This is a genomic window from Aestuariivivens insulae, assembly GCF_022662195.1.
In the GTDB taxonomy this organism is placed as follows: Bacteria; Bacteroidota; Bacteroidia; order Flavobacteriales; family Flavobacteriaceae; genus Aestuariivivens; species Aestuariivivens insulae.
This window is the reverse complement of record NZ_JAKMCS010000005.1, coordinates 134,988-160,929: the sequence shown is the minus strand read 5'-3', so window position 1 is coordinate 160,929 and position 25,942 is coordinate 134,988. Positions and strand designations below refer to the sequence as shown.

Sequence of the window (25,942 nt, the reverse complement as noted above, 5' to 3'; positions counted from 1 at the left end):
ATGTTATTCAACTCATTAAGTTTTGTTTTATTTCTTATAATAGTCTTAGCCTTATATTATACAAAATTGTTTAACTGGACAGGTAAAAAGCGAATGCTCTTGCTTTCCAGCTATATCTTTTATGGTATGTGGAACCCGCCATTGGTTATACTGCTATGGATTTCTACTATTGTAGACTGGACTGCAGGGAAAAAGTTGGCCGTTGAGGAAAACCAAAAAAAGCGAAAAATGTGGCTGCTTTTAAGTATGATTGTAAACCTAGGTTTTTTGGCCTTCTTTAAATACGGGGACTTTTTCCTTGAAAATTTTGTAATACTAATGAATGCCTTTGGCATAGACTTTCAAGCCCAACCTATGGATATTATCCTGCCTATGGGTATTTCATTTTATACGTTTCAAACCATGTCTTATACCATAGACATGTACAAACGTAAAATAGAACCAGCCAGAACGTTTTTAGATTTTGCCTTATATGTTACATTCTTTCCACAATTGGTTGCAGGCCCTATTGTAAGAGCCAAAGAGTTAATTAGTCAATTTTATGAAGAAAAAAGGGCTACTACTAACCAATTTATATGGGGTCTATTTTTATTGACCATAGGTTTGTTTCAAAAAATAGTATTGGCCGATACCCTTTTAGCCGACACATCTGATACCGTTTTTGGTTCCGATAAATTACTGCATGGTGTAGATGCCTGGATAGGTACCATAGCGTTTTCCGGACAGATATTCTTTGATTTTGCAGGGTATTCTACTTGTGCCATAGGTATCGCCCTAATGTTGGGCATCATTTTACCCGACAACTTTAAATATCCCTACGCTTCTTTAGGATTTTCAGACCTGTGGAAACGTTGGCACATTTCATTATCAAGCTGGTTAAAAGACTACTTGTACATTCCGTTAGGCGGTAACCGTCATGGGATTACAAGAATGTATGTGGCTTTAATGCTTACCATGTTATTAGGTGGACTTTGGCATGGTGCCGAATGGACCTTTATTGTTTGGGGTGGTCTACATGGCACATATCTAATTCTAGAACGTTTGCAAAGGCGCTATTTACCTTTTGAAATAACCAAATGGAATGGTATGTTTCTAGCATTTACCACATTTAGCTGCGTTAATATTACCTGGGTGTTTTTTAGGGCAAGATCCTTTGAAACTGCATGGAATATGATAAAATCTATGTTTTACATGCAAACCGGTGGTGAAAAAATCTTGGACACTTTTACCATTTTAAAAGTATCTGTAATCATTGCTATTATGTTTTTATGCCATTGGTTTATGAGAAATACGTCTATGAAAGAAGTATCCCTTAAAACATCTCCCTATGTATTAGGCATTATCTGGGCCATCATGACCTTTTTAATTATAATAGCGCAGGGAAGTGGTGAACAGTTTATTTATTTTCAGTTTTAAGGATTTAAGCTATGGCCTTAGTAAAATCAACCAGAATAACATCTATAGACATTTTAAGAGGTCTGGTTATGGTACTAATGGCCTTAGACCATGTTAGGGATTATTTTCATTACGATGCAGCAATTCATGACCCAACTGATTTAGAAACGACAACACCATTTTTATTTTTCACTAGGTTCATTACGCATTTTTGTGCACCGGTATTTGTGTTTTTAGCTGGTACATCGGCATTCCTTTATGGTAGCAACAAAACAAAACCTAGACTTTTTAAGTTCTTATTTACCAGAGGAGTATGGCTCATCATTTTGGAAATTGTTCTCAACACGTTCATTTGGACATTCGATTTCACCTATAGTTTCATCCTCTTGCAGGTTATTTGGGCCATTGGCATTAGTATGGTATGCCTTTCCTTTTTCATTTTTTTACCTAAAAAGATTATTGCCATTATAGGCTTTATTTTGGTTGGCCTACATAATATGCTAGACAACATAGTTATGCAGGGTAGTGGCCTTAAATCTGTAATGTGGTATATACTCCATCAAGCTAATGGTATTCCAATGGGTGAAACCAGATTCGTTTATTTTGCCTATCCTGTTATACCCTGGATTGGCTTAATGGCACTGGGCTACTGTTTGGGTTCTTTATATACCAAAGGGTATAATGCCGATGTTAGAAAAAAATGGCTGCTTAGGCTAGGAATGGGTTCTATATTATTATTTGTTATTCTGCGAAGCTTAAATAATTATGGCGACTTAGTACCTTGGATAAGCCAAGATACTACAGCTAAAACAATCATATCATTCTTTAACGTTACTAAATACCCACCCTCGTTAGCCTATCTATTAATTACTATCGGTCCTTCATTATTGTTGTTACAGGTGTTTGAAAATTTAAAAAATAAAATATCCGATTTCTTTTTGGTTTTCGGGCGTGTCCCATTATTCTATTATTTTATACATGTGTTCATCATTCATATAGGGGCTATGATAGGTATTGCCCTGTTAAATGAAAACGGCATGGAATTATTGTCTACTATAGCAGGAAATCCTATTGGAGGCCTAGCCAGTCATGGGTATTCGCTTTTCACAACTTATATGGTATGGTTAGCTCTTGTTTTTTTGCTTTACTTCCCCTGTAAAAAATATATGATCTATAAGGCCAATAATAAAGATAAATCGTGGTTAAGCTACTTTTAAGAAACTAAAATTATGACACAAAAAGACGAAGGTTTAAAGCGTAGCATTGGTGCATTAGGTTTATCAGCTAATATTGTAAACATCATAATAGGTGCAGGCATTTTCGCCCTGCCAGCAGTAATAGCCTCCAAAATGGGAGCTTCCAGCATTATAGCCTATTTACTTTGTGGCATATTAATAACCTTAGTGATGTTGTGCTTTGCCGAAGCGGGCAGTAAGGTCAACACCACTGGTGGTCCCTATACCTATATTGAAACGGCATTTGGTAATTATGCGGGATTTATAGGTGGCTTCCTTGCCATAGGTAGTGCCTTATTTGCAGATGCCGCTGTATCTAATGCCCTGGTAAACATGCTGGCCACTGTGTATCCTTTTTTTGAAGCCCAGTGGGTACGGGCGATATTCTTATTCATTATTTTAGGCGGGTTTGCCTTCATTAATGTTATTGGCATAAAACAAGGCATGGGTGTTGTAAAATTTAATACCATTGTAAAACTAATTCCTTTATTTATTTTGATGACATTGGGTTGGAAAGATGTATCTATTGAAAATTTATACATTCAATCTGCCCCAAGCTTTAAAACACTTGGTGAAACCTCCCTCATTCTGTTCTTTGCATTTCAAGGGGCAGAAACTGGTCTTGTTATTGGTGGCGAGATTATAAATCCGAAGCGCAACGTCCCAAAAGGTATTTTTATAAGTATTTTAACTGTAGTCTTAGTTTATATACTCATCCAAGGTGTTTCACAAGGTGTTCTAGGCGACACGCTTCCAGATTTTACCGCCACACCACTTATTGAAACGGCAAAAACGATTTTTGGCCCCATGGGGTTTACCTTACTTTTTATTGGGGCTTTGGTTTCTATGTTTGGCTATTTGAGTGGCTCTATCCTTAATAACCCTAGAGTGATTTATGCCCTATCAAGAGATCGGGTTATACCGATAAACAAACTATCTAATATCCATAAAGCTTTTGCTACGCCATATATAGCTATTATTGTTTATACCATGCTATGCTTTACTATTGCTGTTAGTAGCAGTTTTGAACAGTTGGCTGTTATTGCGAGCAGCTCTATGCTCATCATCTATTTATTGGTTGCGCTGTCTGTCATTAAACTGCGGTATGCTTTAAAGAGTAATCCTGAAGAGTTTAAAATACCTGGCGGTTGGACGGTACCAGTTTTATCAGTACTTATTATATCTTATTTTCTGGCCAATTTAGCATCTGATGAAATCATTACCACCCTAATTGTCATTACTTTGCTGAGTATCATTTATTTGCTAATTAAATTTATTAAAAACAAAAGCGTGGAATAATATGAAATCCCTAACACTAACACTGGTTCTCCTGCTATATGTTTCCTTTCAAATTCGGGCCCAAGAATTCACAAAGGAGGTTAAAGCTTTTATCTCTATTGACACCACAATGGTGGCAATAACCCATGTTAAGCTTATTGATGGCACAGGAGATAGCATTAAAAACAACCTAACCGTTATAATTCATGATGGTAAAATAGAACATACTGGCCATTCAAATACTGTTTTAATTCCCGATGGAGCTTTAATCATTGACGGAACAGGAAAAACAATAATCCCTGGTTTGGTCATGCTACATGAGCATTTATTCTACACCAAATTCTTTGAAAACTGGTTTAGTGTAGGACAATCCACTTTTACATTCCCCAGATTATATCTTGCTGGAGGGGTAACCACTATGCGAACTGCTGGAAGCATTCAACCTCAAAGTGACCTTAATGTAAAACAATGGATTACTGATGGGAAAATGATTGGCCCTAAAATGGATGTTACCAGCCCCTTTATAGAACGTGAAGGCCTACCCATTGCCGAACTGGGCTTTATTAAAAAAACAGATGAAGTATCAGAAATTGTAGATTTTTGGTCAAAACGAGGAGTGACTTCTTTTAAACTCTACAACAATATTACACAAGAAGATATGAAGGTTTGCATTGCGGAAGCACATAAACGTGGCTTTAAAGTTACTGGACACTTATGTTCTGTAACTTACGAAGAAGCTTCAAATTTAGGTATTGATAATCTAGAACATGGCTTTAGAGTTTCAACAGACTTTCTTGAGCGTAAAGAAGAAAACATTTGTGACCCATTTGCGGCCAGAAAATCATTCAACGAAGAACCTATAGACAGTCCTAAAATAAAACACCTTATTGAAGTTCTTATCAAAAACGGCACCACCATAACTACAACACCAAATGTATTCGAACCTTATACGAACAGGGAACTTATTCCTGGTGGAGGTGAACGTGCTGTATCCCCAGAAGTTCTCAAGGATGTTAAAAACATATATGATCGTATGGTATACAAAGATTCCGTTCAAACAGCTTCATATCATAAAAATATGACTTGGCTTAAGCGGTTTTATGACTTAGGCGGAAAATTAGTTGCCGGAACAGATCCAACTGGCGCTGGAAGAACCGTAGCTGGTTATGCCAATCAGCATACTATTGAATTATTAGTTGAAGCTGGATTTCCTTTAGTTGATGTTATAAAAATATGTACACATAACGGTGCAAAATACTTAAATAAAGCCCATGAAATTGGCACCATTGAAAGCGGCAAAATAGCCGATCTTATTTTAGTAGATGGTGACTTAGAAAAGAATATTAAGACCATAAGAAATATGGAAATTGTTTTTAAAGATGGGATTGGTTACAATTCAAAAAAACTATTTGAATCGGTTAATGGGCAAGTTGGTAGAAATTAGCGCCTACTTGTTGAGTATATTTTTTTTTAAATTAGCTAAAAACTAACTCATTACTATGCGCTTATCTCTCTTTTTTAAACCTCCCTTTTTACTTTTCACCATACTATTTGGTTTAACAAGTTTTGCCCAGGATGAAAATATAAAAGAAGGTTATAAAGAAGAATTGTTAACCAATACATCGGCAGATAATAGATATGCCAGTTATAACAAGGAAGGCACCAAAATAGTTTTTGAGTCGAATAGAGACGGCCATTGGCAAATCTACACAATGGATAAGAACGGGGGACACCAAAAACCATTATTTAAAAGTAATTCAAACGATAGGCGACCAACATGGCACCCCTATAAGGATATGGTACTGTTTGAATCGGATAGAAGCGGCGTTTCTGAAATTTACACCTACGCGCTTGAAACAAACAGCATTGATAAAGTCCCCATAGCCCTTAATGGCAATAAGTCATTTGCCCGATTTGCTCCCAATGGGGTTCAAGTAGTTTTTAGTTATAGGGAGCAAGCCAGTATATACGACATATACATGTGTTCCAACAAAGGCAAGCGCTTAAAAAAGATCATCTCCAACAAGCACATGAATTTATACCCTAACTTTACGCCAAGAGGAGACAACCTCATCTACTTTTCTAACAGAAATACACAAGGTGAAGGACATATTATTTACTCGTATAATATTATTACAAAAAACCGAGATAGGTTAAGTTATTTTAAAGACCACAGCGAATACCCCAGTTGGTCCAATATAAGAGGTAGCAGAGTGGCTTATGCCGCTAAAGTGGACGACATGCAACAAACAGAAATATTTATTATGCGCAATGATTCTAGACATAAAACGCAAGTGACGTTTAATAATGTGGAGGATATTTTGCCCTCTTGGTCTCCCAACGACATTAACCTGTTAATTACCGGTTACCGAAATGGCCATTACCAAATTTGTAAAATTTTACTAAAGGAGCCTTTAAGCCCTAAAAACAAGCCTTTACACCATCAGCAAATATAGCTATTCAATTAGAAGTATGCTGTCAAAATACTCAGTTAAAAATTAGGTATTTCACCAACTTATTACTCCCTTAACTTTCCAGAAAACACACTCACTTTAGAATTAAATGGGTTACCAGAGGCCCGTCTTAATAATACCACTTGCCCGCAATGCCATAAAGCATCAGCTATTGGACCATTTATAAGGTTCCAAAATGGAAACCTTTCATTATCAAATTGTGATAAATCATCTGCATTCCTTAGAATATCTGAAGCTGCTTTTAAGTTAAGCAACGTTTGCTTTCGCTTGTCTTCAAACGACAATGCTTTATCTTCACCTCTACTCTTTTCAGTGGAAATACTATTTAATAAAAAATTCGACAAGCCTAAAATATGGTCTATGGTTTCCCCTGAAGTTCTCCCCGACTCGCTTGGTTTATAATTTAAATCCTCTGGTCTCAGTCCTTCTGTTGCCCAGTAGTAGCGAAACCCTAAACCATCCACCATTCTAGAAGCTACAGCACCAGCTGTGTAGCTCTCTGCATGTTCCAGAATTTCATAATATGGTAATTTTTCTTCTTGTTGTGCCATAGCAAAAACCGATAGCATTAACGCTATCGCTATAATTAGTTTATTCATTGCCTTATTCTATTTATAATTAGCGTATTAATTTTTTAAAGCCATTACATTATTAACACCATACTTATCAAACAAATACACTAAAGCGGTCATGGTAGCCGCTCCCAATTCCAATTCCCTTTTGTTTACGGCATCAAACGTATCGTTACTGGCATGATGGTGATCGAAATAACGTTGGGAATCTGGGCGTAAACCCGCTAATACATTCGTATTCGTTTTTAATGGCCCTACATCGGCACCACTTCCTCCCTTTTCAAAAAAATGAATTAAGTAGGGTTTAAACAAGTGCCGCCACCCCAATACTTGATTAAATACGGCATCTGTACAATCGAAACTAAAACCACGAGGCGTAAAACCTCCAGCATCACTTTCTAAGGCAAATAGATGCTTTTCTCCCTTTTGCTTGGCTTCTTCTGCATATTTAGTTCCACCACGCAAACCGTTTTCTTCATTCATAAATAAAACAACCCTTATACTACGCTTTGGTTTTATCCCTAATTCCTTTAATAAACGTAACACCTCCATAGACTGCACTACTCCTGCTCCATCGTCATGTGAGCCGTCTCCCAAATCCCAAGAATCGAGATGGCCTCCAACGACCATATATTCATTTGGAAATTCGCTACCGGTAATTTCACCTATCACATTATACGACAGCACATCTTTGAATTGCTTGCAGTTTTGCCTAAAAAAGAATTCTATAGATGGGTCTAATTTTAACATGGTGCTCAGCAGTTCTGCATCGTTAGTGCTTATGGCTGCAGATGGAATACGTTTTCCTATAGGTAAATCACCATAGGTCATACTTCCTGTATGCGGCAGGTCGTCCAAGCGTAAATTCATAGAACGTACAATAACACCAATGGCACCGTACTTAATAGCCTCAAGAGCACCTTGATAGCGCTGATTTACACAACCGCCATAAGCTTCAAAGGTTTGGATTAAATCGGCTTGCATTGGGCGATTATAAAACACAATCTTACCTTCAACTTGGGCTTTGCCCAGGGCTTCAAGTTCTTCAAAATTATGCACCTCGACTACTTTGGCTTTTAAGCCCAATGCCGGCGTAGCCACAGATCCTCCCAATGCACATATGTTAACCGTTGTTGTTTTACCTTCAGAAGATTTAATATACGCATATTCTTTGGCACCACGCACCCATTTAGGCACCATAACGGGTTGTAACCATACTTTGTCCAATCCAACTTTTTCCAATTCTTCCTTAGCCCAGGCCACGGCCCGTTCGGCTCCTAAAGACCCCGATAAACGACTCCCTATTTGATTTGAAAGATAGTTTAGCCAATCGTAACTCTTTCCATTGGTTAACGAGGCTTTATATATGTTTTTAAACATGGCCTCATCGGTTTGTGAAAACAGAACAGTTGAACATATCAAACTGAAAAATAAAATGGATGCTTTAAAAAATTTCATAGTAGGGTTTATATATTGGGTAAATATATTACTTAATAAGACGGTTAATCTAAAAGAAATCTTAAAATATGTTATTCCTCTTGCAATTGATTTTTATACAAGGCCAGGTTTTCCTTAATTTTATCGTCTAGTTCTGGTTCTTTTATATCGGTATACTGTATTAAAGCATCGTACAAAATTTTTGCCACCAAATAACGTGCTGTTGGTTTATCGTCTGCTGGGATGGTGTACCAAGGCGCATGTGCTTTTGATGTTCTGTTTATCGCATCTTCATAACATGCCTGATAGTTGCCCCATAATTTACGCTCTTTTAAATCGCCAGGTGAAAACTTCCAATTCTTTTCCTGCTTGCGTAAACGACGCAACAATCGGTTTTTTTGTTCTTCTTTTGAAAGGTGCAAAAAGAACTTAAAAATGATAGTGCCATTTTCGGCAAGATGCTTTTCAAAACCATTGATCTGTTCAAAACGCTTGTCCCAAAACGCCTCATCTATATCATCTATAGAATTTATTGCTGGAATGTTTTCTCCTAAAATATATTCAGGGTGTACCCTAGTAACCAGAACATTCTCATAATGTGTTCGATTAAAAATACCAAACTTACCCCGCTCTGGAAGCGCAATATAATGACGCCATAAATAGTCATGACTTAACTCCAGCTCGGTTGGCTCTTTAAAGCTTTGCACCTCTACGCCCCTAACATTAAAATCCTTAAAAACTTCCCGTACCAAACTGTCTTTACCCGAGGTATCCATACCTTGCAAACACACTAAAACGGAATATTTATTATGGGCGTACATGGTATTTTGCCACGCTCCCAATTGCTTTCTAATGGCTTTAAGTTCCTTTTTTGCGCCTTCAATAACAACTTTTGTTTTTGTGTCTTTTAATGATATATTCGAGGTTACTTTATATTCATTCATGCTTAGAGTCTATTTTAAGATTTATGTGGTTTAAATATATAAAATACTATCGATTTTATTTTTAGCCCCATTAATTGTTTCAATATAAACAACACTCCAAACGAATTTAATAGTTGTTCCTTTGACTTATTTCAAATTCTAGGTTATGTCAAAAACAGTTATTATACAAGGGAGCTCCAGAAGCCATGGAGATACTGGGAAGGTTGTAAATTATATCGCTTCTGAAAACGATTTTGATATTATTGATTTGAGTACCAAAACCATTGGTCATTTTGATTATGAATATAAAAACCAAAATGATGATTTTATGGGGTTGATTACAGATATTATTGAAACATATGATACGATAATCTTTGCCACTCCCGTTTACTGGTACAGCATGAGTGGTACGCTTAAAGTGTTTTTTGATCGCATGTCCGATTTACTCAAAATCCACAAAGACTTAGGCATAAAATTACGGGGCAAAAATATGGCCATGCTTAGCTGTAGTAACTCAGATGATTTAAAAAAGGGCTTTAATATGCCTTTTTATGAAACTGCCAATTACCTAGGCATGAATTATTTGGGCGACACCCACACTTTTATAGACAAAGACACTATAAATCAAGATATTAAACAACGTATTACAGCCTTCATTAAGGCTATAAATGAGCAAATTCCTGTCCATTAGTTTTTTGGATTTTCGATGAACGGCACGTTAAAGTGTATTGTTTTTAATACATTCGCTGAACCTATTTATGTAATCAACCCCAAATTACTATGAAAACGTATTATTTATTTTTTTTATCAATAGTCTGTTTAACCAGTAATGCACAAACCAATTGCGACGAAGCCAATTCCTATTTAGTTAGCGCTTATTCCCATGTTAAGGACTCATACGACTCAAACAACATTAGCCACTTGAAATATTATGCCGATCGGTCTTTAAAGTCCTTTAAACTCTCTAAAAACACTTTAGGCGATTGTGGCTGTGAAAAAGCGCTTACCCTTGCCAACAAAAGTATTGACTTGCTAGCAAAAGTTGAGCACGTAACCACCTATGAAGATGGTCGCTTTTTTGTTAAGCAAGCTAGAGAATTAAGCAAGAAAAGTGTTATTGAAATTGATAGGTGTTCAGTTGCTACGGGTAATGAAAGTACCGAAACCATTGAAACACCTGAAGTAAGTACACTAACCGATTTGGAAGAAGAACAATTAAAACTCAAGCAACAACAAGAAGCCTTAAAGCAAAAAGAACATGAAATAAAAGCTAAGCTGGCCCAACAGCAAAAGCAAGAATTAGCGCTAAAAAAGAAACAGTTAATACAGGCCTATGAAAATGCAATAGCTTCAAATCTTAAAACCTATAATAAAACTTTGGACGTTTGCGATTGCAAACACGATGCTTTAACTGCCAGTGGGGACACAAAAGATTTAGAAAACCAAAGTTTAGAGGCCATAAAAAACCATTTTAACCGCACTATCAAAACGTTGGCCACTAATTATGTGGCTCAGTTGGATTTGTGTGATGATTAACAAAAATGTCACTACTTATAATGCCCCAAAATGTTAGACACCTTCTGGGGCATTTTTATTTACAAAACAATTTATTTTCAATGAAATGCAAAGTAATTACACAAAGTTTTACTTCGGCAAGCGCAGTACAAGAACACTTCATATCATTAATTTATATAAAAATAAAAAGCCACACTTTTCTCAAAATGTAGCTTTGTTGTATTTATTTATATTTCACCTTATTAGTTTGCTTCGAAATTGCAAACTCCGAAGAGCGAAGAACGGAGTATGAGTATATAGTAATAATACTGTTTATTTTTTTGGCTTCCTACTGGTATGTAATATAGCATGCACATAAACTGTATCTCTTTCAACAGTATAATGTACACCATAATTAAACTTAAAGGTATATCTAACCCTAATGTTGCGATATTTTTTCTGGAAATATTCTGGATTAGCAACTATCTCATCTAAGACCTCATTTATCTCATGATATAATCTACTGCCCAATCCTACTAGTTGCTCTTCATACCACTCCAAAGCTTCAACCAACTCTAGTTCAGCTTCAGGCTTGACGATCAATTTATGAGGCATATTTCTTATCTAAATCTGCCTTAATAGCATCCCAACTTCTTCCTGCACCAGGATTAGCTTTATGACTGTCTAAACGTTCATCTAATAAATCCTTAATCTCTTGGGTAAGTACGGGTTCAGTGTCGTTAAATATTTCTTTATTCAAGAACTGTTCTATTTTTTCCAACTTCTCTTCACTCACTAAATTAGTAAGACGCTCTATTAATCTATATTTTCTAGCCGCTAAATCCATAACTGTTGGGTTTGTATAACAAATATAGCAATTTTTATACCCACAATAGTAGACTTAAAACCTGAGATCTAAATATTACCATAAAACCAACATATTTAGCAATTAATTAACCTACTATTTACTCGCAAAAAGCTGAACATCAGTTTCGCTTACTTCTTTGCCTCCAAGAATAATTAAGCGTTCCACAACATTTCTAAGTTCACGAATGTTTCCGGTCCAATCGTATTCCTGAAGTTGTTTAATGGCCTTATCGGAAAACGTCTTTATAGCCGTACCCTGTTCACCGGCTATTTTTTCAGCAAAATGATTAACCAATAACGGAATATCATCACGTCTTTCATTAAGTGCCGGAACTTCCACTAAAATAACGGCCAATCTATGGTACAAATCTTCACGAAACCTGCCTTCTTCAATTTCCTTTTTCAAATCTTTGTTGGTTGCCGCAATAACCCTAACATTAACTTGTATGTCTTTGTCGCTACCAACGCGTTGTATTCTATTTTCCTGTAAAGCACGAAGCACTTTAGCTTGAGCAGACAAACTCATATCTCCTATCTCATCAAGGAAAATAGTACCACCATTGGCTGCTTCAAATTTTCCCGCCCTATCCTTATTGGCACTGGTAAAGGCTCCTTTTACATGACCAAACAATTCACTTTCAATAAGTTCACTTGGAATTGCCGCACAGTTTACTTCAATTAAGGCGCCTTTGGAGCGTTCGCTCTTTTCATGTAACCAATGGGCTACCAATTCCTTCCCCGTTCCATTAGGCCCTATAATCAATACGCGGGCATCGGTTGGGGCGACCTTATCTATAATATCCTTAATCTTGGAAATCGCCTCGCTCTCTCCAATCATCTCATACTTTTTGCTTACCTTTTTCTTAAGAATTTTGTTTTCAACCACCAATTCCTTTCTATCCAGGGCATTTCTAACCGTATTTAACAAACGGTTTAAATCTGGTGGCTTAGATATGTAATCGAAAGCCCCCATACGCATAGTGTTTACAGCCGTGTCTAAATCGCCATGGCCGGAAATCATCACCATAGGAACTTCAGGTTTTATTTTTTTAGTAGCTTCCAAGACTTCAACACCATCCATTTTAGGCATTTTAATATCGCAAAGGACTAAATCGAAATCTTCATTTTTAATTTTTTCTATTCCTGTTAGACCATCTTCTGCTTCTTCAACTTGGTAAGCATCGTTTTCTTCAGAAAGGATTTTTACCAATACACGTCTAATGGCTGCTTCATCTTCGATTACTAATATTCTTGACATATTTATTTTCTTCTACTTGATTATTTTGAACTTTCTATAATGTGTATATCTCTTTGTGGAAACGGAATGGTTACATTATGCTCCCTAAACAAACGATCTATTTCAAAACGAATATCACTTTTTGGAAACTGTGCCTTAAAACTATCGTTTATCGTAAAAACAATTTTAAAATTTAATGAACTATCTGCAAAATCGGTAAAAACAACCGTTGGTTCTGGTTCGCTTAAAACATCGGGATGGGTACTTGCCGCCTGAATAAGCAATTTCTTCACCAATTGCACATCGCTACCGTAAGCCACACCTACAGCAACCGATTCCCTAGTAGTTGTACCATTTTGCGTCCAATTGTAAAGGCTATTGGTTAAATATAGATGGTTAGGTATAATCAATACTTTATTATCTATGGTTACCGCCCTAGTGGTTCGTAACTTAATTTCTTCTACTCTACCCACTTTTCCTTCTATCTCAATAATGTCTCCTACATGCACTGTTTGGTCTACCAATATAAAAATACCGGAAATAATATCCTGAAATAGGGTTTGCAAGGCCAAACCAACACCTATCAATAAAGCTGCCGAAGCCGCAAAAATGGCTGTAACATTTATCCCTATGGAATCAAAAACAATAAGAACTACAATAAGGTAGATTAACCATCTTGAGAACGAAAAAACAGTGTTAAATTTTGCTTTATCTTCATTAGGCATCTTTCGTGTAACCACCTTTTTTGTCCATCTTAAAATATAGGTGGTAGCTAATAAAACAATAACAACAATTAGGACATACCATACTTTTAGTTCGATGTGACCCATGTTATCACCTGTCCCATAGTTAAAATCTATAAGCTTAAATTCTAAAAAATTTACAATCTTTTCCCAGATAGAACTTTCTTTTATTGTTTCTTCTATTTTTTCTAATCCCTGACTCATCTTAATATTTTATCCATTTAATCAACTCTTTATAGCTTGGTTTTTTACCGTACATTAAAATACCCACACGATATATTTTTGCAGCAAACCATACTGTAAACATAAAGGTAAAAATTAACAATAACAATGCCACTAACTGTTGCCATAAAGGCACGCCAAAAGGAATTCGCATAAGCATAACCACAGGCGAGGTGAACGGAATAAACGAAAACACCACAGAAACTGTACCATGCGGGTCTTCAATAACTGTAAAAATCCCCACATAAACGGCCAAAATTAATGGCATTAAAATGGGCAATACAAATTGTTGGGTATCTGTTTCGCTATCTACTGCCGCACCTATAGCAGCGTACAATGAACTGTACAATAGGTAACCGCCTATAAAAAACAAAATAAAGGCTACAATCAAATTAGTTATGGGCAAGTGATAAAACGATGCCATAACATTTTGGATCTGCATATTCAATTCGGAGTTTTCCATGGCTTGCAGCATCATATCTTGCTGTGGCGTTTGTAACTGCCCCATATCGATATCAAAAATTAAAGACACCACAGTCATTAAAACACCACCCAAAATAATCCAAATTACAAACTGCGTAATACCTGCCAACGATGTCCCTATAATTTTACCCAGCATTAGCTGTACTGGTTTTACAGATGATATAATCACTTCAATAATTCGGCTTGTTTTCTCTTCAATGACACTTCGCATAATCATGTTGCCATAAATAATGATGAACATGAACAGCAAATACCCCGCTACACCACCAAAGGCTAATTTTAAAAGGCTATCCATTTTTGAGGTTTTTTCCCCATCAAAATTTTCCTGAACAATGTCTATACTAATTTTTGAATGGTGAACCGTGGCTACATTAACATTATTCTGCTCTAGTTTTAAATTCGTTAGTTCATCTCCTATTTTTTTTTCCAAATCTGAAATTATAATAAGTGAGGGCGATTCTTCTGAATAAAAATAAACCTTATTGGATATTGCATCAAAATCATCCCATTGCTGTACATGCAACAGGCCATAGCTTTTCGTTTCTTTGGCAATGGACTTAGCCGCTTCCAACGATATATTATCCAGTACATTATATTTAATTTTTTCAGAACTTTTAAAAACCTCACCAACAACTCCCGATTCATCCAAAACCGAAATAAGGTGTACTTTATCATTATTTACTTTCGAAATATAGGCCACAATAGCAATAAGAGCAATAACTATCATGGGGCTTAAAAAGGTCATCACAATAAAAGGCTTATTTTTTACCTTAGTAAAGTATTCGCGCTTTATAATAAGAGGTAAATGGTTCATCTGGCTAGTTATTCTTTACTGTTTGAATAAAAATATCGTTAACACTTGGAATAAGCTCAACAAAATGGGACACCTCTCCTTTTGTTGTCAAATAGCTTAACAAATGGTTAGGATCCTCGCCTTGTGGCAATTTAATATTGAGTTTTAACTCATCGTCCAATGTTTTAAAGTTGGCCGGTGCTATTTCAAATTTTTCAGTGAGTTCGTTTTGTAATACTAACTTATTATTGGTTTTAATTCCTACTTCGTATGTATTTATTTTATATTGCCTTTTAACATCCAACAATTTGCCATCCAATATTTTATTCGATTTGTTAATTAGGGCAATGTCATCACAAAGTTCCTCGACCGATTCCATACGGTGGGTTGAAAATATTACAGTGGCCCCTTCTTCGCGTAAACGTAAAATCTCGTCCTTTATTAAGTTGGCATTTATAGGATCGAAACCCGAAAAAGGCTCGTCGAAAATAAGTAATTTGGGTTGGTGCAACACCGTTACAACAAATTGTACCTTTTGGGCCATCCCTTTTGAAAGCTCTTGTATTTTTTTATCCCACCAATCACCTATTTCCAAGCGTTCAAACCAGTACTTCAAGCGTTTTTTTGCTTCGGTTTTACTCAACCCTTTTAGCTGTGCTAAATACAATGCCTGGTCGCCTACTTTCATTGATTTATATAAACCTCGTTCCTCTGGTAAATAGCCAATATCCCTAATATGTTTACTCTGAAGAGGCTCTCCATCTATAATGACATTCCCCTCATCTGGCATGGTTATTTGATTGATAATCCTAATAAGTGTGGTCTTACCGGCTCCGTTTGGACCCAATAACCCAAAAATACTGCCTTGAGGCACTGCAATCGACACCTTGTTTAGTGCTTTATGTGCACCAAAATGTTTAGACACCTCTTTAACGTCTAGTAAGTTACTCATGGATTTGCATTAATGGTATTTTGATTGTAAATATATTAAATGTTGTAGCTATGAAGCAGAATTAACTTAGAAAAACCATTTAAATAAACCTTTAATGTGGTTGTTTTATAATATCCTAATATTTATCTAGGAGTAGTTTCTAGAGGCGTTTTTTTCAAAGCTTGGTTATTAAAAAAAACAAGGTTTCACTAAAAACAAAACCCACCCTTAACGAATTAAGGATGGGAAAAAAATTGCTATGAAAAAGAAAAATTACCACTAAAACAAATTAGTGATAGTTCAAATATAGTTTTTTTTTCGATACTATTGGCAAAACTAGTCGATAACTTATCACAAAAAATAATCCGCTCAATGGCGGATTATTAGGTTTTTAAGTCAGTTTCTTATGAAAACATGTCCTTTACTTTTTCGAAAAAAGACTTATCTGTACTTTCGGGTTTTGGCGTAAAATGCTCATCATCCCTCATGGTTTCAAAAAACTCACGTTGCTGCTTATTCAAGGTTTTAGGCGTCCATACATTAACATGCACCAATAAGTCCCCTTTACCATAACCATTAATGCTCGGTATGCCTTTTCCTCGCAAACGCAAAATTTTACCTGATTGCACCCCTGGCTCTATTTTAATTCGCACTTTACCAGTTACAGTATCGATTTCCTTCGAAGCTCCCAAAACAGCTTCTGGATAGCTAACATATAAATCGTAATGTAGGTTATCACCTTCACGTTGCAGCTTCTCATGTTCTACTTCTTGTATAGCCACCAATAAATCTCCAGGAATACCATTGCCCGGCGCTTCGTTACCTTTTCCTGAAACTTTAAGTTGCATACCATCTACCACACCTGCAGGTATTTTAATAGAAACGGTTTCTTCTGAAATTTTTAGACCTTGCGCGTCAGCATCGGCTGGTTTCTTATCTATGATTTCCCCTGCTCCTCCACACACGTTACAAGGTGCAGACGTTTGCATTCTACCTAAAATGGTATTAGCGATTCTAGTAACCTGACCCGTTCCATGGCATGTAGAACACGTTTTATATGTTGTACCTGGAGCCTGTACTTTTCGCTTAACTTTTATTTTTTTCTCTACACCATTGGCTATTTCTTCAAGAGTCAACTTTACTCTAATACGTAGGTTGCTTCCTTTGGTACGACGCTGGCCTCCACCGCCACCGCCAAAACCTGAAAAACCGCCTCCAAAAGCACTGCCAAAAATATCACCAAACTGACTGAATATGTCATCCATATTCATGCTGCCGCCTCCAAAGCCACCACCATTTTCGAAGGCTTGATGTCCAAACTGATCGTAACGTGCCTTTTTATCGGCATTACTCAATACTTCATACGCTTCGGCCGCTTCTTTAAACTTAGCTTCTGCTTCTTTATCGTCTGGATTTTTATCTGGGTGAAATTGTATAGCCTTTTTTCGGTAAGCTTTCTTTATTTCAGCCTCACTGGCGCCTTTATTTACTCCTAAAACCTCGTAATAATCTCTCTTAGCCATGTTCTTGGTTTATTGTCCGATAACAACTTTTGGAAAACGAATAACTTTATCACCTAAAGCATATCCTTTCTCAATAACATCTATAATCTTTCCTTTTAAATCTTCGCTTGGCGCTGGTATTTGGGTAATTGCTTCGTGGTTATCGGCATTAAACTCATCTCCTTGTTCCACTTTTATTTGCGTTAAGCCCTTTTGTTCCAAAGTTGATTTTAGCTTGTTGCTAATTAACTCCACGCCTTTTAAAAGCTCCTTTTCTTTCGTTTTTGAAATCTCTAAGTACGCTCTATCAAAATCATCCAAAATGGGCAATAATGCAACCATAACATCCTGGCTGGCTGTTTTGAATAAATCGATACGCTCTTTAGACGTGCGCTTTTTATAATTTTCGAACTCAGCAAACAAGCGTAAAAACTTTTCTTTTTCCTGTTGTAACTCTGCTTTAAGTTTTTCTTCTTGCGTTTGTTCCTCAACCACAGGCTCTTCTACCTCGACCGTTTCCGTTTGGGCGGTTTCAACCTGTTCTTTCTCTATCTTATTTTTGTCCTTTTTGCTCATGCCAATTTTTTAATTTATGCAAATACTAAAATTGATTGGCAAAAGTACTGCCATTATTGTAAAAATGTCATAATGTCACGAAAAAAATTTGTCTTTTTTTCTAGTTTTTAAGTTTGAAAATTTCTTTTCGCAAAGAGATGAAGCGTTTTTTCAACCTAAATACACATCATAACTGTATACTGTCAGTTCTTTTCCATAATTCAAAGGCCTTTTGCATGTCTTCTTTATAATTGGTTTGCGATTGCATGAATCCGCTAACCAGCAATGCTGTAATATGGATTAATTGCTTTATGTGTTAATATTTACTGTTTCTTTAAAGGTCATGCTTAGATTTCGCTCAGCACAGGAATGCAACATCCATATCACCATTTTGCACTATATGTCTAAAATTTAGACATGGATGTTTCATCTGTTTAAATTTAATATTGGAATAAATCCAATAGCGATTATAAAACAAGTATCCATCAGAGCCTTAAGACTTAAAAAAGAGATTATCTGAATTGTAGTTTTTATCGACTGAAGCATTATGGTCCAGATTTCGCCCCAATAAAAAAGCAACCGAATTCTTGGCTGCTTTTTTATTGGGCATAAACATAATGCTTTTATATGTCTTGTAGTTTAAAAAAAATAGGTACGGCATAGGTTACTTTTACAGCTTTACCTCGCTGCCTGCCAGGAATCATTTTAGGCAATAAACCTATAATGCGTTCGGCTTCTTTTTCCAAAAGCCTATCGGGGCCCCTAGAACGAATGCCCGTAACATAGCCGTTAGCATCAATAGCAAAAATAACCGATACGCGCCCTTGGATTCCTAATTCGACTGCAGTTTCAGGGTATTTAAAATGGTTCTTGACGTGGGTCTGTACTTTTTCTTGAAAACATTGTTTAGAGGCTTCTTTAGATCGACCCTCACATCCTGGAAATATAGGTACATCTTCTATAACAGCAAAAGCGACCTCAACTTCCTCTTCAACTTCTTCAACTTCAACTTCACTAACCTCTATAACTCGCTCCTCGATGGCCTCTTCTTGATTGGTTTCTGTGCTTTCTATAATTGTTTCTTCAATTTCTTCAACATCTTCAACTATTTGTATCGATTCTTGAATGGTAACTGGTGGCGGTGGTGGCGGTGGCATATTGATATTTATAACAGGAATCTCTTCTTCGACTTCTTCGGTGACATCAACAACACCTATATCAATGTTAGATTGCTCATAGGTTTTATATTCCAAGGCTCTCCAAGAGATGAATAACATAAGAATTAACCCTATGGCAAAATATAGGCTACTATTTCTGCCTATTTCCTTTTCGGGGTTCTTTTTCGCTTTCATGACTCATAATTTTTGTACTTTAAAATTATTGGAAACCACACACTTTTACTATGATAATTATCATGTACCAACAACTAATAAATCATGCTTTTATACAAAAAAAGCCTGTTAAACAACAGGCTTTCTAACTACAAAATTTGTGTTCTTTTATGAAATTTTAATAGTACGTGCTGGTTTTTGCTTGGCTTCTTCTTTTTTAGGAAGATGTACTGTTAAAATACCTTCGTTGTAATTCGCGTTTATTTTACTATCATTAACCGTTTCGGGCAATGTAAATGCTCTTTTAAATGAAGAATAACCAAATTCCCTTCGGGTATAACCATCATCTTTATTTTCGCTTTCATCCTTAAGTTCTGCTGAAATAGACAATAGATTATTATCTAAGTTGATATCAAAATCTGATTTTTTTAATCCTGGAACGGCCATTTCTACAATAAAAGCATCAGATACCTCTTTGATATTAACTTTAGGCATTGAAATACCTGTGTTGAAACTTGATGAAAATAAAGATGGGAATTCACCCAAAGTAAAATCATCAAACCATGTTGATAAGCCTGGGAAATTAGGCAACCTATTTCTACTTTTCTGTGCTAAATTCCCATTTTTTGGTAATGTCGCTAGATTGCTCATAATTAAAAAATTTTATTTGTTAAACATTTGTTTTACAACCATATATATACAAATAAAATACCAAACCTAAAACCTGTAAACTTTGACATATTTATTAAGAATCCCTTAACATATTTCTGAAATTTTGACATTTTGAATTAGTTTTCAAACGACAAAATTTCAGAAATCACTTTTGCAATAATCAAACTGGGATTGCCAAGCTAATGAGAATGTTCTGCCTCTCCTTTCTTCATTTCAGCCATAAGGTAATAAGCATTGTTAAACGCAAATTTGGTTTTTGAAGGCACCCCTTCCATTAAGGTAACTGCCATCCAATCGCTATCCTTTTCACCTGTAATCACCTCTACGGGCTTAAATGCCCACTTATCACCTTCTTTTTTCACAGTAAACACATAGGATTTTCCTCCATCGTCAACAATAGCCTTTTCTGGTAAGGCCATTGTTTTTTTGTTGTCTACCTGTATTTTTCCTTGTATATACATCCCCGGAATAAGGTTACCCTGCTTGTTTTCAATTTCGGCATGTAGGTGTACTGCTTTAGGATTGTCCTCAAAAGTTTTACCTACAGAATAGATTTCAGCCACGAGCTCTGTATCTGGCATGGATTGCACCTTAAAAGTAACTTTTTGTCCTTTTTTAACTTTATGCACATCTTTTTCAAATACCATTAAATCGGCATGTACATGATGCGTGTTTACAATTTCGAACAACTCGGTTTGTGGTTCAACATACTGACCTGTTTTTACTTCAACCTTTTGAACAAACCCTTCAATGGGACTAAGCAAAGCGATGCGCTGGGCTACCGAACCCTTTTGCAATGTTTTAACATTGACATTAAGCAACTTCAATTGTGCCGCTAGACCACTTACCATAGCTTTTGACGCTTGGTACGACGCCTCTACTTTTTGAAAGTTTGCTCCAGCCCCTACGCCTGCTTTATACAATTTCTCTTGACGTTCAAAATCCTTTTTTAAAAGATTACTATTGCTATAGGCATTCAAATAATCGGTTTGAAGCTTAATAATGTTTGGATGTGATAAATATGCCACGACCTGTCCTTTATTGACCTTATCTCCTTCTATCACCTCAATCGCCACAACATTAGCTCCTACAACTGTTGTAATTGCCGCTTCATTTTGCGGTGGCACTTCCAAGGTCCCATTGGCTTCCACATAGTCTCCCATATTTCGGCTTGTAAGAGTATCTACTTTCATTTTTAAGGCATCGAACTGCTGCCCTGTGAGTATGACTTTATCATGGTGTTCTTCTTGTTTTTCCTCTGTTTTTTGGTCGTGTGAATGTCCGTCATGGGAATGCCCTCCTTTTCCGCAGGAAAAAATGATTAGTGACAAACAAAACATCACTGTAAATCTATATACTGTTTTTTGCATGATTTTATGGGTTAAAATATTGTAATTGAAATGTACTTTCTAAATAGTTAGATAATGCCTCTTGCGATTCCTGCTCAGATTGAATGGCTTCTTTTATTAGCTGTGTAAAAGTCGCGTAGTCTATTTCACCTTCCTTATAGGCCAACAAAGCACCTGTTCTTTGATTGGCAGCTAATGGCAACACCTTATTTTTATAAAATTCCCAAGAAGCTTTCCACTTGTTATAATTAGCTTTAGCCTGCTCAAACTTTATACTTACTTCTTGTTTTTTAAACTGAATTTGGGTTTCTGCTATTGCTTTATCAATCCTAGCGGTCTTTATACGTACTCTATTTGAACCAGATAAAAATGGGATGGACAGTCCTGCTTGATAGCTATAAAATCCTGAGTTACCACTTACTTTCTGAAGACCACCCTGCAAACTAAGTCTTGGCAAACTACTGGCTTTTGCCGCTTTATAATCGGCTTCGGCCACATCATATAAGTTTTGCGCCATAGTGTAGGACGGGTGAGCTTGAACATCAAAATTTTCAATATTAAGTAAAATGGTAGCATCCAATTCATCGGAAACCGTATAAAGCTTATCGGAAACCAACCAAAGGTTTAACTGCTGTAAAGCAATGATATAATCACTATAAGCTTGATTTTTTTTATTGTCCATCTGAAGCACTTGACTTTTAGCTGCATCATACTCCAATTTTGAAATGGCCTCCACTTCATAATGTAACGCTACAGATTGCTCAAACTTTGAATATATTGAATCCAACTCCTTGTAAAGCTTATAGACACTTTTCGTTTGAAAACATTTGGCCCATGCCTTCTTCACCTCTAATTCCAATTCTAAATCTGAAAGTTTATAAGCCTTTTGGGCCAATTGCATACGTTGTTCCTGTAATCGCTTTTTGGTAGCGACTCCAAATACATCAATATTAGATTGCCCAATACCAATGGTAGTATAAACACCTACCCCGTCTTTAATTTCCTCTCCTCCTGTAAAAATTTGGGTTGTTCCAAAATCGAATGCTGCAGATTTTAACTGTTGCTGTTTTTCGACTTCCAATTGCTTTTGTTTTAACAAGGGGTAATTGCTTTTAGACAGTTCCACTGCTTGCTGCAAGGTTATTTTAGGAAGTATTTTCAGATCTTGTTGTGCATTCACCTGTGTTGGCAACACAAACACAAATACTAGAATTGTTGATGCTGCAACCAATTCTCTATTCCATTTAAATGAAAACGTTTTACTTTCCACCCATTGGTAAAGTATTGGCAATACAAATAAGGTCAATAAAGTAGAGGTTAGTAAACCTCCTATTACTACAGTAGCTAGTGGCCGTTGCACCTCTGCTCCTGCCGATGCCGAAACAGCCATAGGCAAGAAGCCCAGTATATCTGTTAATGCGGTTAACATAATAGGCCTGATCCTCCGTTTTGTACCTTCCACAATTCTATCTTTTAGACTAGTCACCCCTTCTTCCTTCAATTCATTTAAACCACTAACCATAACCAAGCCGTTCAATACAGCAACACCAAATAATACTATAAAGCCAACCCCTGCCGATATACTAAAGGGCATATCGCGAAGCCAAAGAGCCACAACGCCTCCAATGGTAGCCATAGGAATGGCTATATAAATCATTAATGTTTGTGGTAGTGATTTTAATGCGAAGTATATTAACACAAAAATGAGCAACAAGGCAATTGGGACTACGGTTTGCAATCGACTGCTGGCTCGTTCCAAGTTTTCAAAAGCACCGCCATAACGAATAAAATAGCCTGATGGCAATTGAAGTTCTGCATCCAGTTTCGATTTGATTTCGGTGACCAACGATTTTACATCGCGCCCCCTTACGTTAACCCCAACATAAGTGCGCCTGTTCGTATTATCCCTACTGATTTGCATGGGGCCTGATTGATATGATATATCGGCCACTTCACGAAGTGGAATTTGAACACCGGAAGGCAGGTTAACATATAAGTTTTGTACATCTGAAATATCCTTTCGGTTTTCGGCATGCAAACGAACTACCAAATCGAAGCGCTTCTCCCCTTCAAAAATCTCACCTGCATGACCTCCAGCAAATGCCGATTCTACCGCCTTATTAAGCTTATTAATTTGAAGCCCATATTGCGCCAACTTGCTCCTGTTATAGGTAATAGTCATTTGTGGTAAACCTGTTGTCGCTTCGGCTTTCATGTCACCAATCCCAGGGGTACCAGCAATAATTTTGGTGATCTCTTCGGCTTTTTGGGATAACATATTAATATCTTCACCGTAAAGCTTAATAGCGATATCTTCCCTAACGCCTTCCAGTAATTCATTAAAGCGCATTTCTATGGGTTGGGTAAACTCATAATTCACCCCGGGAATAATTTCAACGGCTTCCTTCAAAGCTTCAATCAAATCGTCTTTTGAAGCGACCGTTGTCCATTCGCTTTTTGGCTTCAGAATCACAAAAACATCGGCTATATCCATAGGCATAGGGTCTGTAGGGATTTCAGCCACTCCAATACGACTTACTATTTTTTCAACTTCGGGAAACTTTGCCTTTACCACCTGCTCAATCTTGGTGGTGGTCTCTATGGTTTCTGTAAGCGAACTGCCTGGTTTTAAAATGGCGTGAAAGGCAATATCACCTTCATCGAGCTGAGGAATAAATTCGCCTCCCATTCTCGTAAAGATAAATACAGCTACTGCAAATAAGCAAACGGCAACACCTATAATAAGCCTACCTTTCTTCAAAGCACTTTCTAATAAAGGTTGGTACTTGTGCTCTACCCATTGCACAAACCGGTCGCCATAAGAGGCTTTTAAATGCTTCGGCGCCCGCAATATTAAGGCCGACATCATAGGCACATAGGTAAGGCACAATATCATGGCTCCTATCATAGCAAAGATGAATGTGAGTGCCATGGGCTTAAACATCTTACCCTCTATACCCTGCAATGCTAAAATGGGCAGAAAGACAATCAAGATAATGAGTTGCCCGAAAAAAGCGGCATTCATCATTTTCTTTGATGACTTGGCTGCTAAAGTATCGCGTTCAGCAGGCGATAGTTTTTTCTTTTTATGGATTTGGGAAGCTATAAGGAACACTGTGGTTTCAACAATAATCACCGCCCCATCTACAATAATCCCAAAATCGATAGCTCCTAAACTCATCAAATTGGCCCAAACATCAAAAACATGCATCAATATAAAAGCAAATAGCAAGGCTAATGGTATGGTTGATGCTACAATTAAACCGCCACGCCAATTTCCCAAGAGAAATATCAGTATAAAAATAACGATCAACGCCCCTTCTATAAGGTTCGTGGCTACTGTAGAAGTAGTTTCCACTATTAACTTACTTCTGTCTAAAAGAGGCTCTATAATAACACCTTCGGGCAACGACTTTTGTATTTGCGCCATTCTTTCTTTTACATTATCGATAACGTCGTTGGAATTTGCTCCTTTTAGCATCATCACCAGACCGCCTACCACTTCTCCTTCACCATCTTGTGTCAAGGCCCCATAGCGAATGGTAGAGCCATACTGCACTGTAGCAATATCCTCTATAGTTACCGGGATATTATTAACGGTCTTTACCGTAATGTTTTTTATATCCTCTAAATTACGCACTAAGCCTTCGCCTCTAATAAAATTAGCCTGATGGCTTTTTTCTATATAAGCTCCTCCCGTATTTTGATTGTTGTCCCGAAGTACTTCAAATACATCCGAAATGGTCAACCCAATAGCTTTTAAATCGTTTGGATCTACGGCTACTTCATATTGTTTTATTTTGCCTCCAATGGCATTGACCTCAACTACCCCAGGCACCATAGCCATTTGGCGTTGCACGATCCAATCCTGCATGGTACGTAAATCGGTAATTGAATATTGGTCTTTATACTCGGGCTTAACCTTAAGGGTATATTGGTATATTTCTCCCAAGCCTGTTGAAATAGGCCCCATAAAAGGTTCTCCAAAACCTTCTGGGATTTGTCCTTTTACTTCGTTAAGTTTTTCGGCCACCAATTGCCGTGGTAAATAGGTTCCCATATCGTCATCGAAAACTACGGTGACTACCGATAACCCAAAACGGGAAATGGAACGGATTTCTTCAACATTAGGGAGGTTACTCATAGCCACCTCAATGGGATAAGTAATGATTTGCTCAATATCCTCTGTCCCTAAATTAGGGGACTGGGTAATCACTTGAACTTGGTTATTGGTTATATCTGGAACAGCGTCTATGGGGACTTTGGTCATGCTCCAAATACCTGCTCCTACTATGGTAAGCGTAAGCAAACCAATAATGAATTTATTATTGATTGAAAAATCAATGATTTTATTAATCATGGAATAACAGTTTAATGAATTTATAAAAATGTATGGTAGCCTAATAAGATATTAGCTACTTAAACCTACAGATACCTGTATGCACAGGT

The 25,942-nt window shown here is 36.8% G+C and carries 22 protein-coding genes; 7 read left to right on the top strand and 15 right to left on the bottom strand.

Annotation, left to right across the window (positions count from 1 at the left end; genetic code table 11):
• The 5 genes from MR062_RS08095 to MR062_RS08075 are packed head-to-tail and all read left to right on the top strand — an operon-like array spanning position 1 to position 6,364.
• Positions 1-1,416 carry an MBOAT family O-acyltransferase gene (locus MR062_RS08095; protein ID WP_242203642.1) on the top strand — a complete coding sequence of 472 codons (1,416 nt, stop codon included), beginning with the start codon at positions 1-3 and terminating at the stop codon, positions 1,414-1,416.
• Between the two features lie 11 nt (positions 1,417-1,427).
• Positions 1,428-2,612: a DUF1624 domain-containing protein gene (locus MR062_RS08090; protein ID WP_242203641.1), complete on the top strand. Its 1,185-nt coding sequence runs from the start codon at positions 1,428-1,430 to the stop codon at positions 2,610-2,612.
• A 12-nt stretch (positions 2,613-2,624) separates the two neighbouring features.
• Positions 2,625-3,929 (top strand): APC family permease, encoded by a 1,305-nt coding sequence (locus tag MR062_RS08085; protein WP_242203640.1) that lies wholly within the window; start codon positions 2,625-2,627, stop codon positions 3,927-3,929.
• 1 nt (position 3,930) lies between these two features.
• Positions 3,931-5,352, top strand: a complete 1,422-nt coding sequence (locus MR062_RS08080; protein ID WP_242203639.1) for an amidohydrolase family protein — start codon at positions 3,931-3,933, stop codon at positions 5,350-5,352.
• Positions 5,353-5,407: 55 nt separating this feature from the next.
• On the top strand, positions 5,408-6,364 hold the full coding sequence (locus MR062_RS08075) for a TolB-like translocation protein (protein WP_242203638.1): 957 nt from the start codon (positions 5,408-5,410) through the stop codon (positions 6,362-6,364).
• A gap of 62 nt (positions 6,365-6,426) precedes the next feature.
• Here MR062_RS08075 and MR062_RS08070 read toward each other — a convergent pair whose 3' ends face one another.
• From MR062_RS08070 to MR062_RS08060, 3 genes are all read right to left on the bottom strand, one after another.
• Positions 6,427-6,981: a hypothetical protein gene (locus MR062_RS08070; RefSeq protein WP_242203637.1), complete on the bottom strand. Its 555-nt coding sequence runs from the start codon at positions 6,979-6,981 to the stop codon at positions 6,427-6,429.
• A 27-nt stretch (positions 6,982-7,008) separates the two neighbouring features.
• Positions 7,009-8,412 (bottom strand): M20/M25/M40 family metallo-hydrolase, encoded by a 1,404-nt coding sequence (locus MR062_RS08065; RefSeq protein ID WP_242203636.1) that lies wholly within the window; start codon positions 8,410-8,412, stop codon positions 7,009-7,011.
• A gap of 71 nt (positions 8,413-8,483) precedes the next feature.
• Positions 8,484-9,335: a PPK2 family polyphosphate kinase gene (locus MR062_RS08060; protein ID WP_242203635.1), complete on the bottom strand. Its 852-nt coding sequence runs from the start codon at positions 9,333-9,335 to the stop codon at positions 8,484-8,486.
• A gap of 145 nt (positions 9,336-9,480) precedes the next feature.
• Here MR062_RS08060 and MR062_RS08055 point away from each other — a divergent pair, with 145 nt between their 5' ends.
• Together MR062_RS08055 and MR062_RS08050 are read left to right on the top strand one after the other, a co-directional pair.
• Positions 9,481-10,005 carry a flavodoxin family protein gene (locus MR062_RS08055; RefSeq protein WP_242203634.1) on the top strand — a complete coding sequence of 175 codons (525 nt, stop codon included), beginning with the start codon at positions 9,481-9,483 and terminating at the stop codon, positions 10,003-10,005.
• Between the two features lie 89 nt (positions 10,006-10,094).
• Positions 10,095-10,850: a hypothetical protein gene (locus tag MR062_RS08050; protein ID WP_242203633.1), complete on the top strand. Its 756-nt coding sequence runs from the start codon at positions 10,095-10,097 to the stop codon at positions 10,848-10,850.
• 291 nt (positions 10,851-11,141) lie between these two features.
• Here MR062_RS08050 and MR062_RS08045 read toward each other — a convergent pair whose 3' ends face one another.
• The 12 genes from MR062_RS08045 to MR062_RS07990 all read right to left on the bottom strand — a co-directional run bounded on the left by MR062_RS08045 (position 11,142) and on the right by MR062_RS07990 (position 25,853).
• Positions 11,142-11,423, bottom strand: a complete 282-nt coding sequence (locus tag MR062_RS08045; RefSeq protein WP_242203632.1) for a type II toxin-antitoxin system RelE/ParE family toxin — start codon at positions 11,421-11,423, stop codon at positions 11,142-11,144.
• Positions 11,413-11,655 carry a hypothetical protein gene (locus MR062_RS08040; protein WP_242203631.1) on the bottom strand — a complete coding sequence of 81 codons (243 nt, stop codon included), beginning with the start codon at positions 11,653-11,655 and terminating at the stop codon, positions 11,413-11,415. Before MR062_RS08040 ends, MR062_RS08045 begins: the two co-directional genes overlap by 11 nt.
• A gap of 114 nt (positions 11,656-11,769) precedes the next feature.
• Positions 11,770-12,933, bottom strand: coding sequence for a sigma-54-dependent transcriptional regulator (locus MR062_RS08035; protein WP_242203630.1), 1,164 nt, complete (start codon positions 12,931-12,933; stop codon positions 11,770-11,772).
• Between the two features lie 20 nt (positions 12,934-12,953).
• Complete coding sequence (locus MR062_RS08030; protein ID WP_242203629.1) at positions 12,954-13,859, bottom strand: mechanosensitive ion channel family protein; 906 nt, start codon at positions 13,857-13,859, stop codon at positions 12,954-12,956.
• 1 nt (position 13,860) lies between these two features.
• The gene (locus MR062_RS08025; RefSeq protein ID WP_242203628.1) at positions 13,861-15,174 is read right to left on the bottom strand and encodes an ABC transporter permease; all 1,314 of its coding nucleotides are present in this window, start codon (positions 15,172-15,174) and stop codon (positions 13,861-13,863) included.
• Positions 15,175-15,178: 4 nt separating this feature from the next.
• The gene (locus MR062_RS08020; protein ID WP_242203627.1) at positions 15,179-16,105 is read right to left on the bottom strand and encodes an ABC transporter ATP-binding protein; all 927 of its coding nucleotides are present in this window, start codon (positions 16,103-16,105) and stop codon (positions 15,179-15,181) included.
• Positions 16,106-16,488: 383 nt separating this feature from the next.
• The gene (dnaJ, locus tag MR062_RS08015) at positions 16,489-17,607 is read right to left on the bottom strand and encodes a molecular chaperone DnaJ (RefSeq protein ID WP_242203626.1); all 1,119 of its coding nucleotides are present in this window, start codon (positions 17,605-17,607) and stop codon (positions 16,489-16,491) included.
• A gap of 9 nt (positions 17,608-17,616) precedes the next feature.
• The gene (locus MR062_RS08010; RefSeq protein ID WP_242203625.1) at positions 17,617-18,162 is read right to left on the bottom strand and encodes a nucleotide exchange factor GrpE; all 546 of its coding nucleotides are present in this window, start codon (positions 18,160-18,162) and stop codon (positions 17,617-17,619) included.
• Positions 18,163-18,764: 602 nt separating this feature from the next.
• Positions 18,765-19,493, bottom strand: a complete 729-nt coding sequence (locus tag MR062_RS08005) for an energy transducer TonB (RefSeq protein ID WP_242203624.1) — start codon at positions 19,491-19,493, stop codon at positions 18,765-18,767.
• Between the two features lie 147 nt (positions 19,494-19,640).
• Positions 19,641-20,123, bottom strand: coding sequence for an Hsp20/alpha crystallin family protein (locus MR062_RS08000; protein WP_242203623.1), 483 nt, complete (start codon positions 20,121-20,123; stop codon positions 19,641-19,643).
• A 200-nt stretch (positions 20,124-20,323) separates the two neighbouring features.
• Positions 20,324-21,514 (bottom strand): efflux RND transporter periplasmic adaptor subunit, encoded by a 1,191-nt coding sequence (locus MR062_RS07995; RefSeq protein ID WP_242203622.1) that lies wholly within the window; start codon positions 21,512-21,514, stop codon positions 20,324-20,326.
• Positions 21,515-21,518: 4 nt separating this feature from the next.
• Entirely contained in the window at positions 21,519-25,853 is a 4,335-nt protein-coding gene (locus MR062_RS07990) for a CusA/CzcA family heavy metal efflux RND transporter (protein WP_242203621.1), read from the bottom strand.
• Between the last annotated feature and the right edge of the window lie 89 nt (positions 25,854-25,942).

Coding starts and splice junctions, on each gene's coding strand:
- MR062_RS08045 (WP_242203632.1), bottom strand. CDS start 11,423: ATGCCTCATAAATTGATCGTCAAGCCTGAAGCTGAACTAGAGTTGGTT.
- MR062_RS08080 (WP_242203639.1), top strand. CDS start 3,931: ATGAAATCCCTAACACTAACACTGGTTCTCCTGCTATATGTTTCCTTT.
- MR062_RS08050 (WP_242203633.1), top strand. CDS start 10,095: ATGAAAACGTATTATTTATTTTTTTTATCAATAGTCTGTTTAACCAGT.
- MR062_RS08060 (WP_242203635.1), bottom strand. CDS start 9,335: ATGAATGAATATAAAGTAACCTCGAATATATCATTAAAAGACACAAAA.
- MR062_RS08055 (WP_242203634.1), top strand. CDS start 9,481: ATGTCAAAAACAGTTATTATACAAGGGAGCTCCAGAAGCCATGGAGAT.
- MR062_RS08075 (WP_242203638.1), top strand. CDS start 5,408: ATGCGCTTATCTCTCTTTTTTAAACCTCCCTTTTTACTTTTCACCATA.
- MR062_RS08030 (WP_242203629.1), bottom strand. CDS start 13,859: ATGAGTCAGGGATTAGAAAAAATAGAAGAAACAATAAAAGAAAGTTCT.
- MR062_RS08010 (WP_242203625.1), bottom strand. CDS start 18,162: ATGAGCAAAAAGGACAAAAATAAGATAGAGAAAGAACAGGTTGAAACC.
- MR062_RS08090 (WP_242203641.1), top strand. CDS start 1,428: ATGGCCTTAGTAAAATCAACCAGAATAACATCTATAGACATTTTAAGA.
- MR062_RS08040 (WP_242203631.1), bottom strand. CDS start 11,655: ATGGATTTAGCGGCTAGAAAATATAGATTAATAGAGCGTCTTACTAAT.
- MR062_RS08065 (WP_242203636.1), bottom strand. CDS start 8,412: ATGAAATTTTTTAAAGCATCCATTTTATTTTTCAGTTTGATATGTTCA.
- MR062_RS08025 (WP_242203628.1), bottom strand. CDS start 15,174: ATGAACCATTTACCTCTTATTATAAAGCGCGAATACTTTACTAAGGTA.
- MR062_RS08085 (WP_242203640.1), top strand. CDS start 2,625: ATGACACAAAAAGACGAAGGTTTAAAGCGTAGCATTGGTGCATTAGGT.
- MR062_RS08020 (WP_242203627.1), bottom strand. CDS start 16,105: ATGAGTAACTTACTAGACGTTAAAGAGGTGTCTAAACATTTTGGTGCA.
- MR062_RS08095 (WP_242203642.1), top strand. CDS start 1: ATGTTATTCAACTCATTAAGTTTTGTTTTATTTCTTATAATAGTCTTA.
- dnaJ (WP_242203626.1), bottom strand. CDS start 17,607: ATGGCTAAGAGAGATTATTACGAGGTTTTAGGAGTAAATAAAGGCGCC.
- MR062_RS08070 (WP_242203637.1), bottom strand. CDS start 6,981: ATGAATAAACTAATTATAGCGATAGCGTTAATGCTATCGGTTTTTGCT.
- MR062_RS08005 (WP_242203624.1), bottom strand. CDS start 19,493: ATGAAAGCGAAAAAGAACCCCGAAAAGGAAATAGGCAGAAATAGTAGC.
- MR062_RS07990 (WP_242203621.1), bottom strand. CDS start 25,853: ATGATTAATAAAATCATTGATTTTTCAATCAATAATAAATTCATTATT.
- MR062_RS07995 (WP_242203622.1), bottom strand. CDS start 21,514: ATGCAAAAAACAGTATATAGATTTACAGTGATGTTTTGTTTGTCACTA.
- MR062_RS08035 (WP_242203630.1), bottom strand. CDS start 12,933: ATGTCAAGAATATTAGTAATCGAAGATGAAGCAGCCATTAGACGTGTA.
- MR062_RS08000 (WP_242203623.1), bottom strand. CDS start 20,123: ATGAGCAATCTAGCGACATTACCAAAAAATGGGAATTTAGCACAGAAA.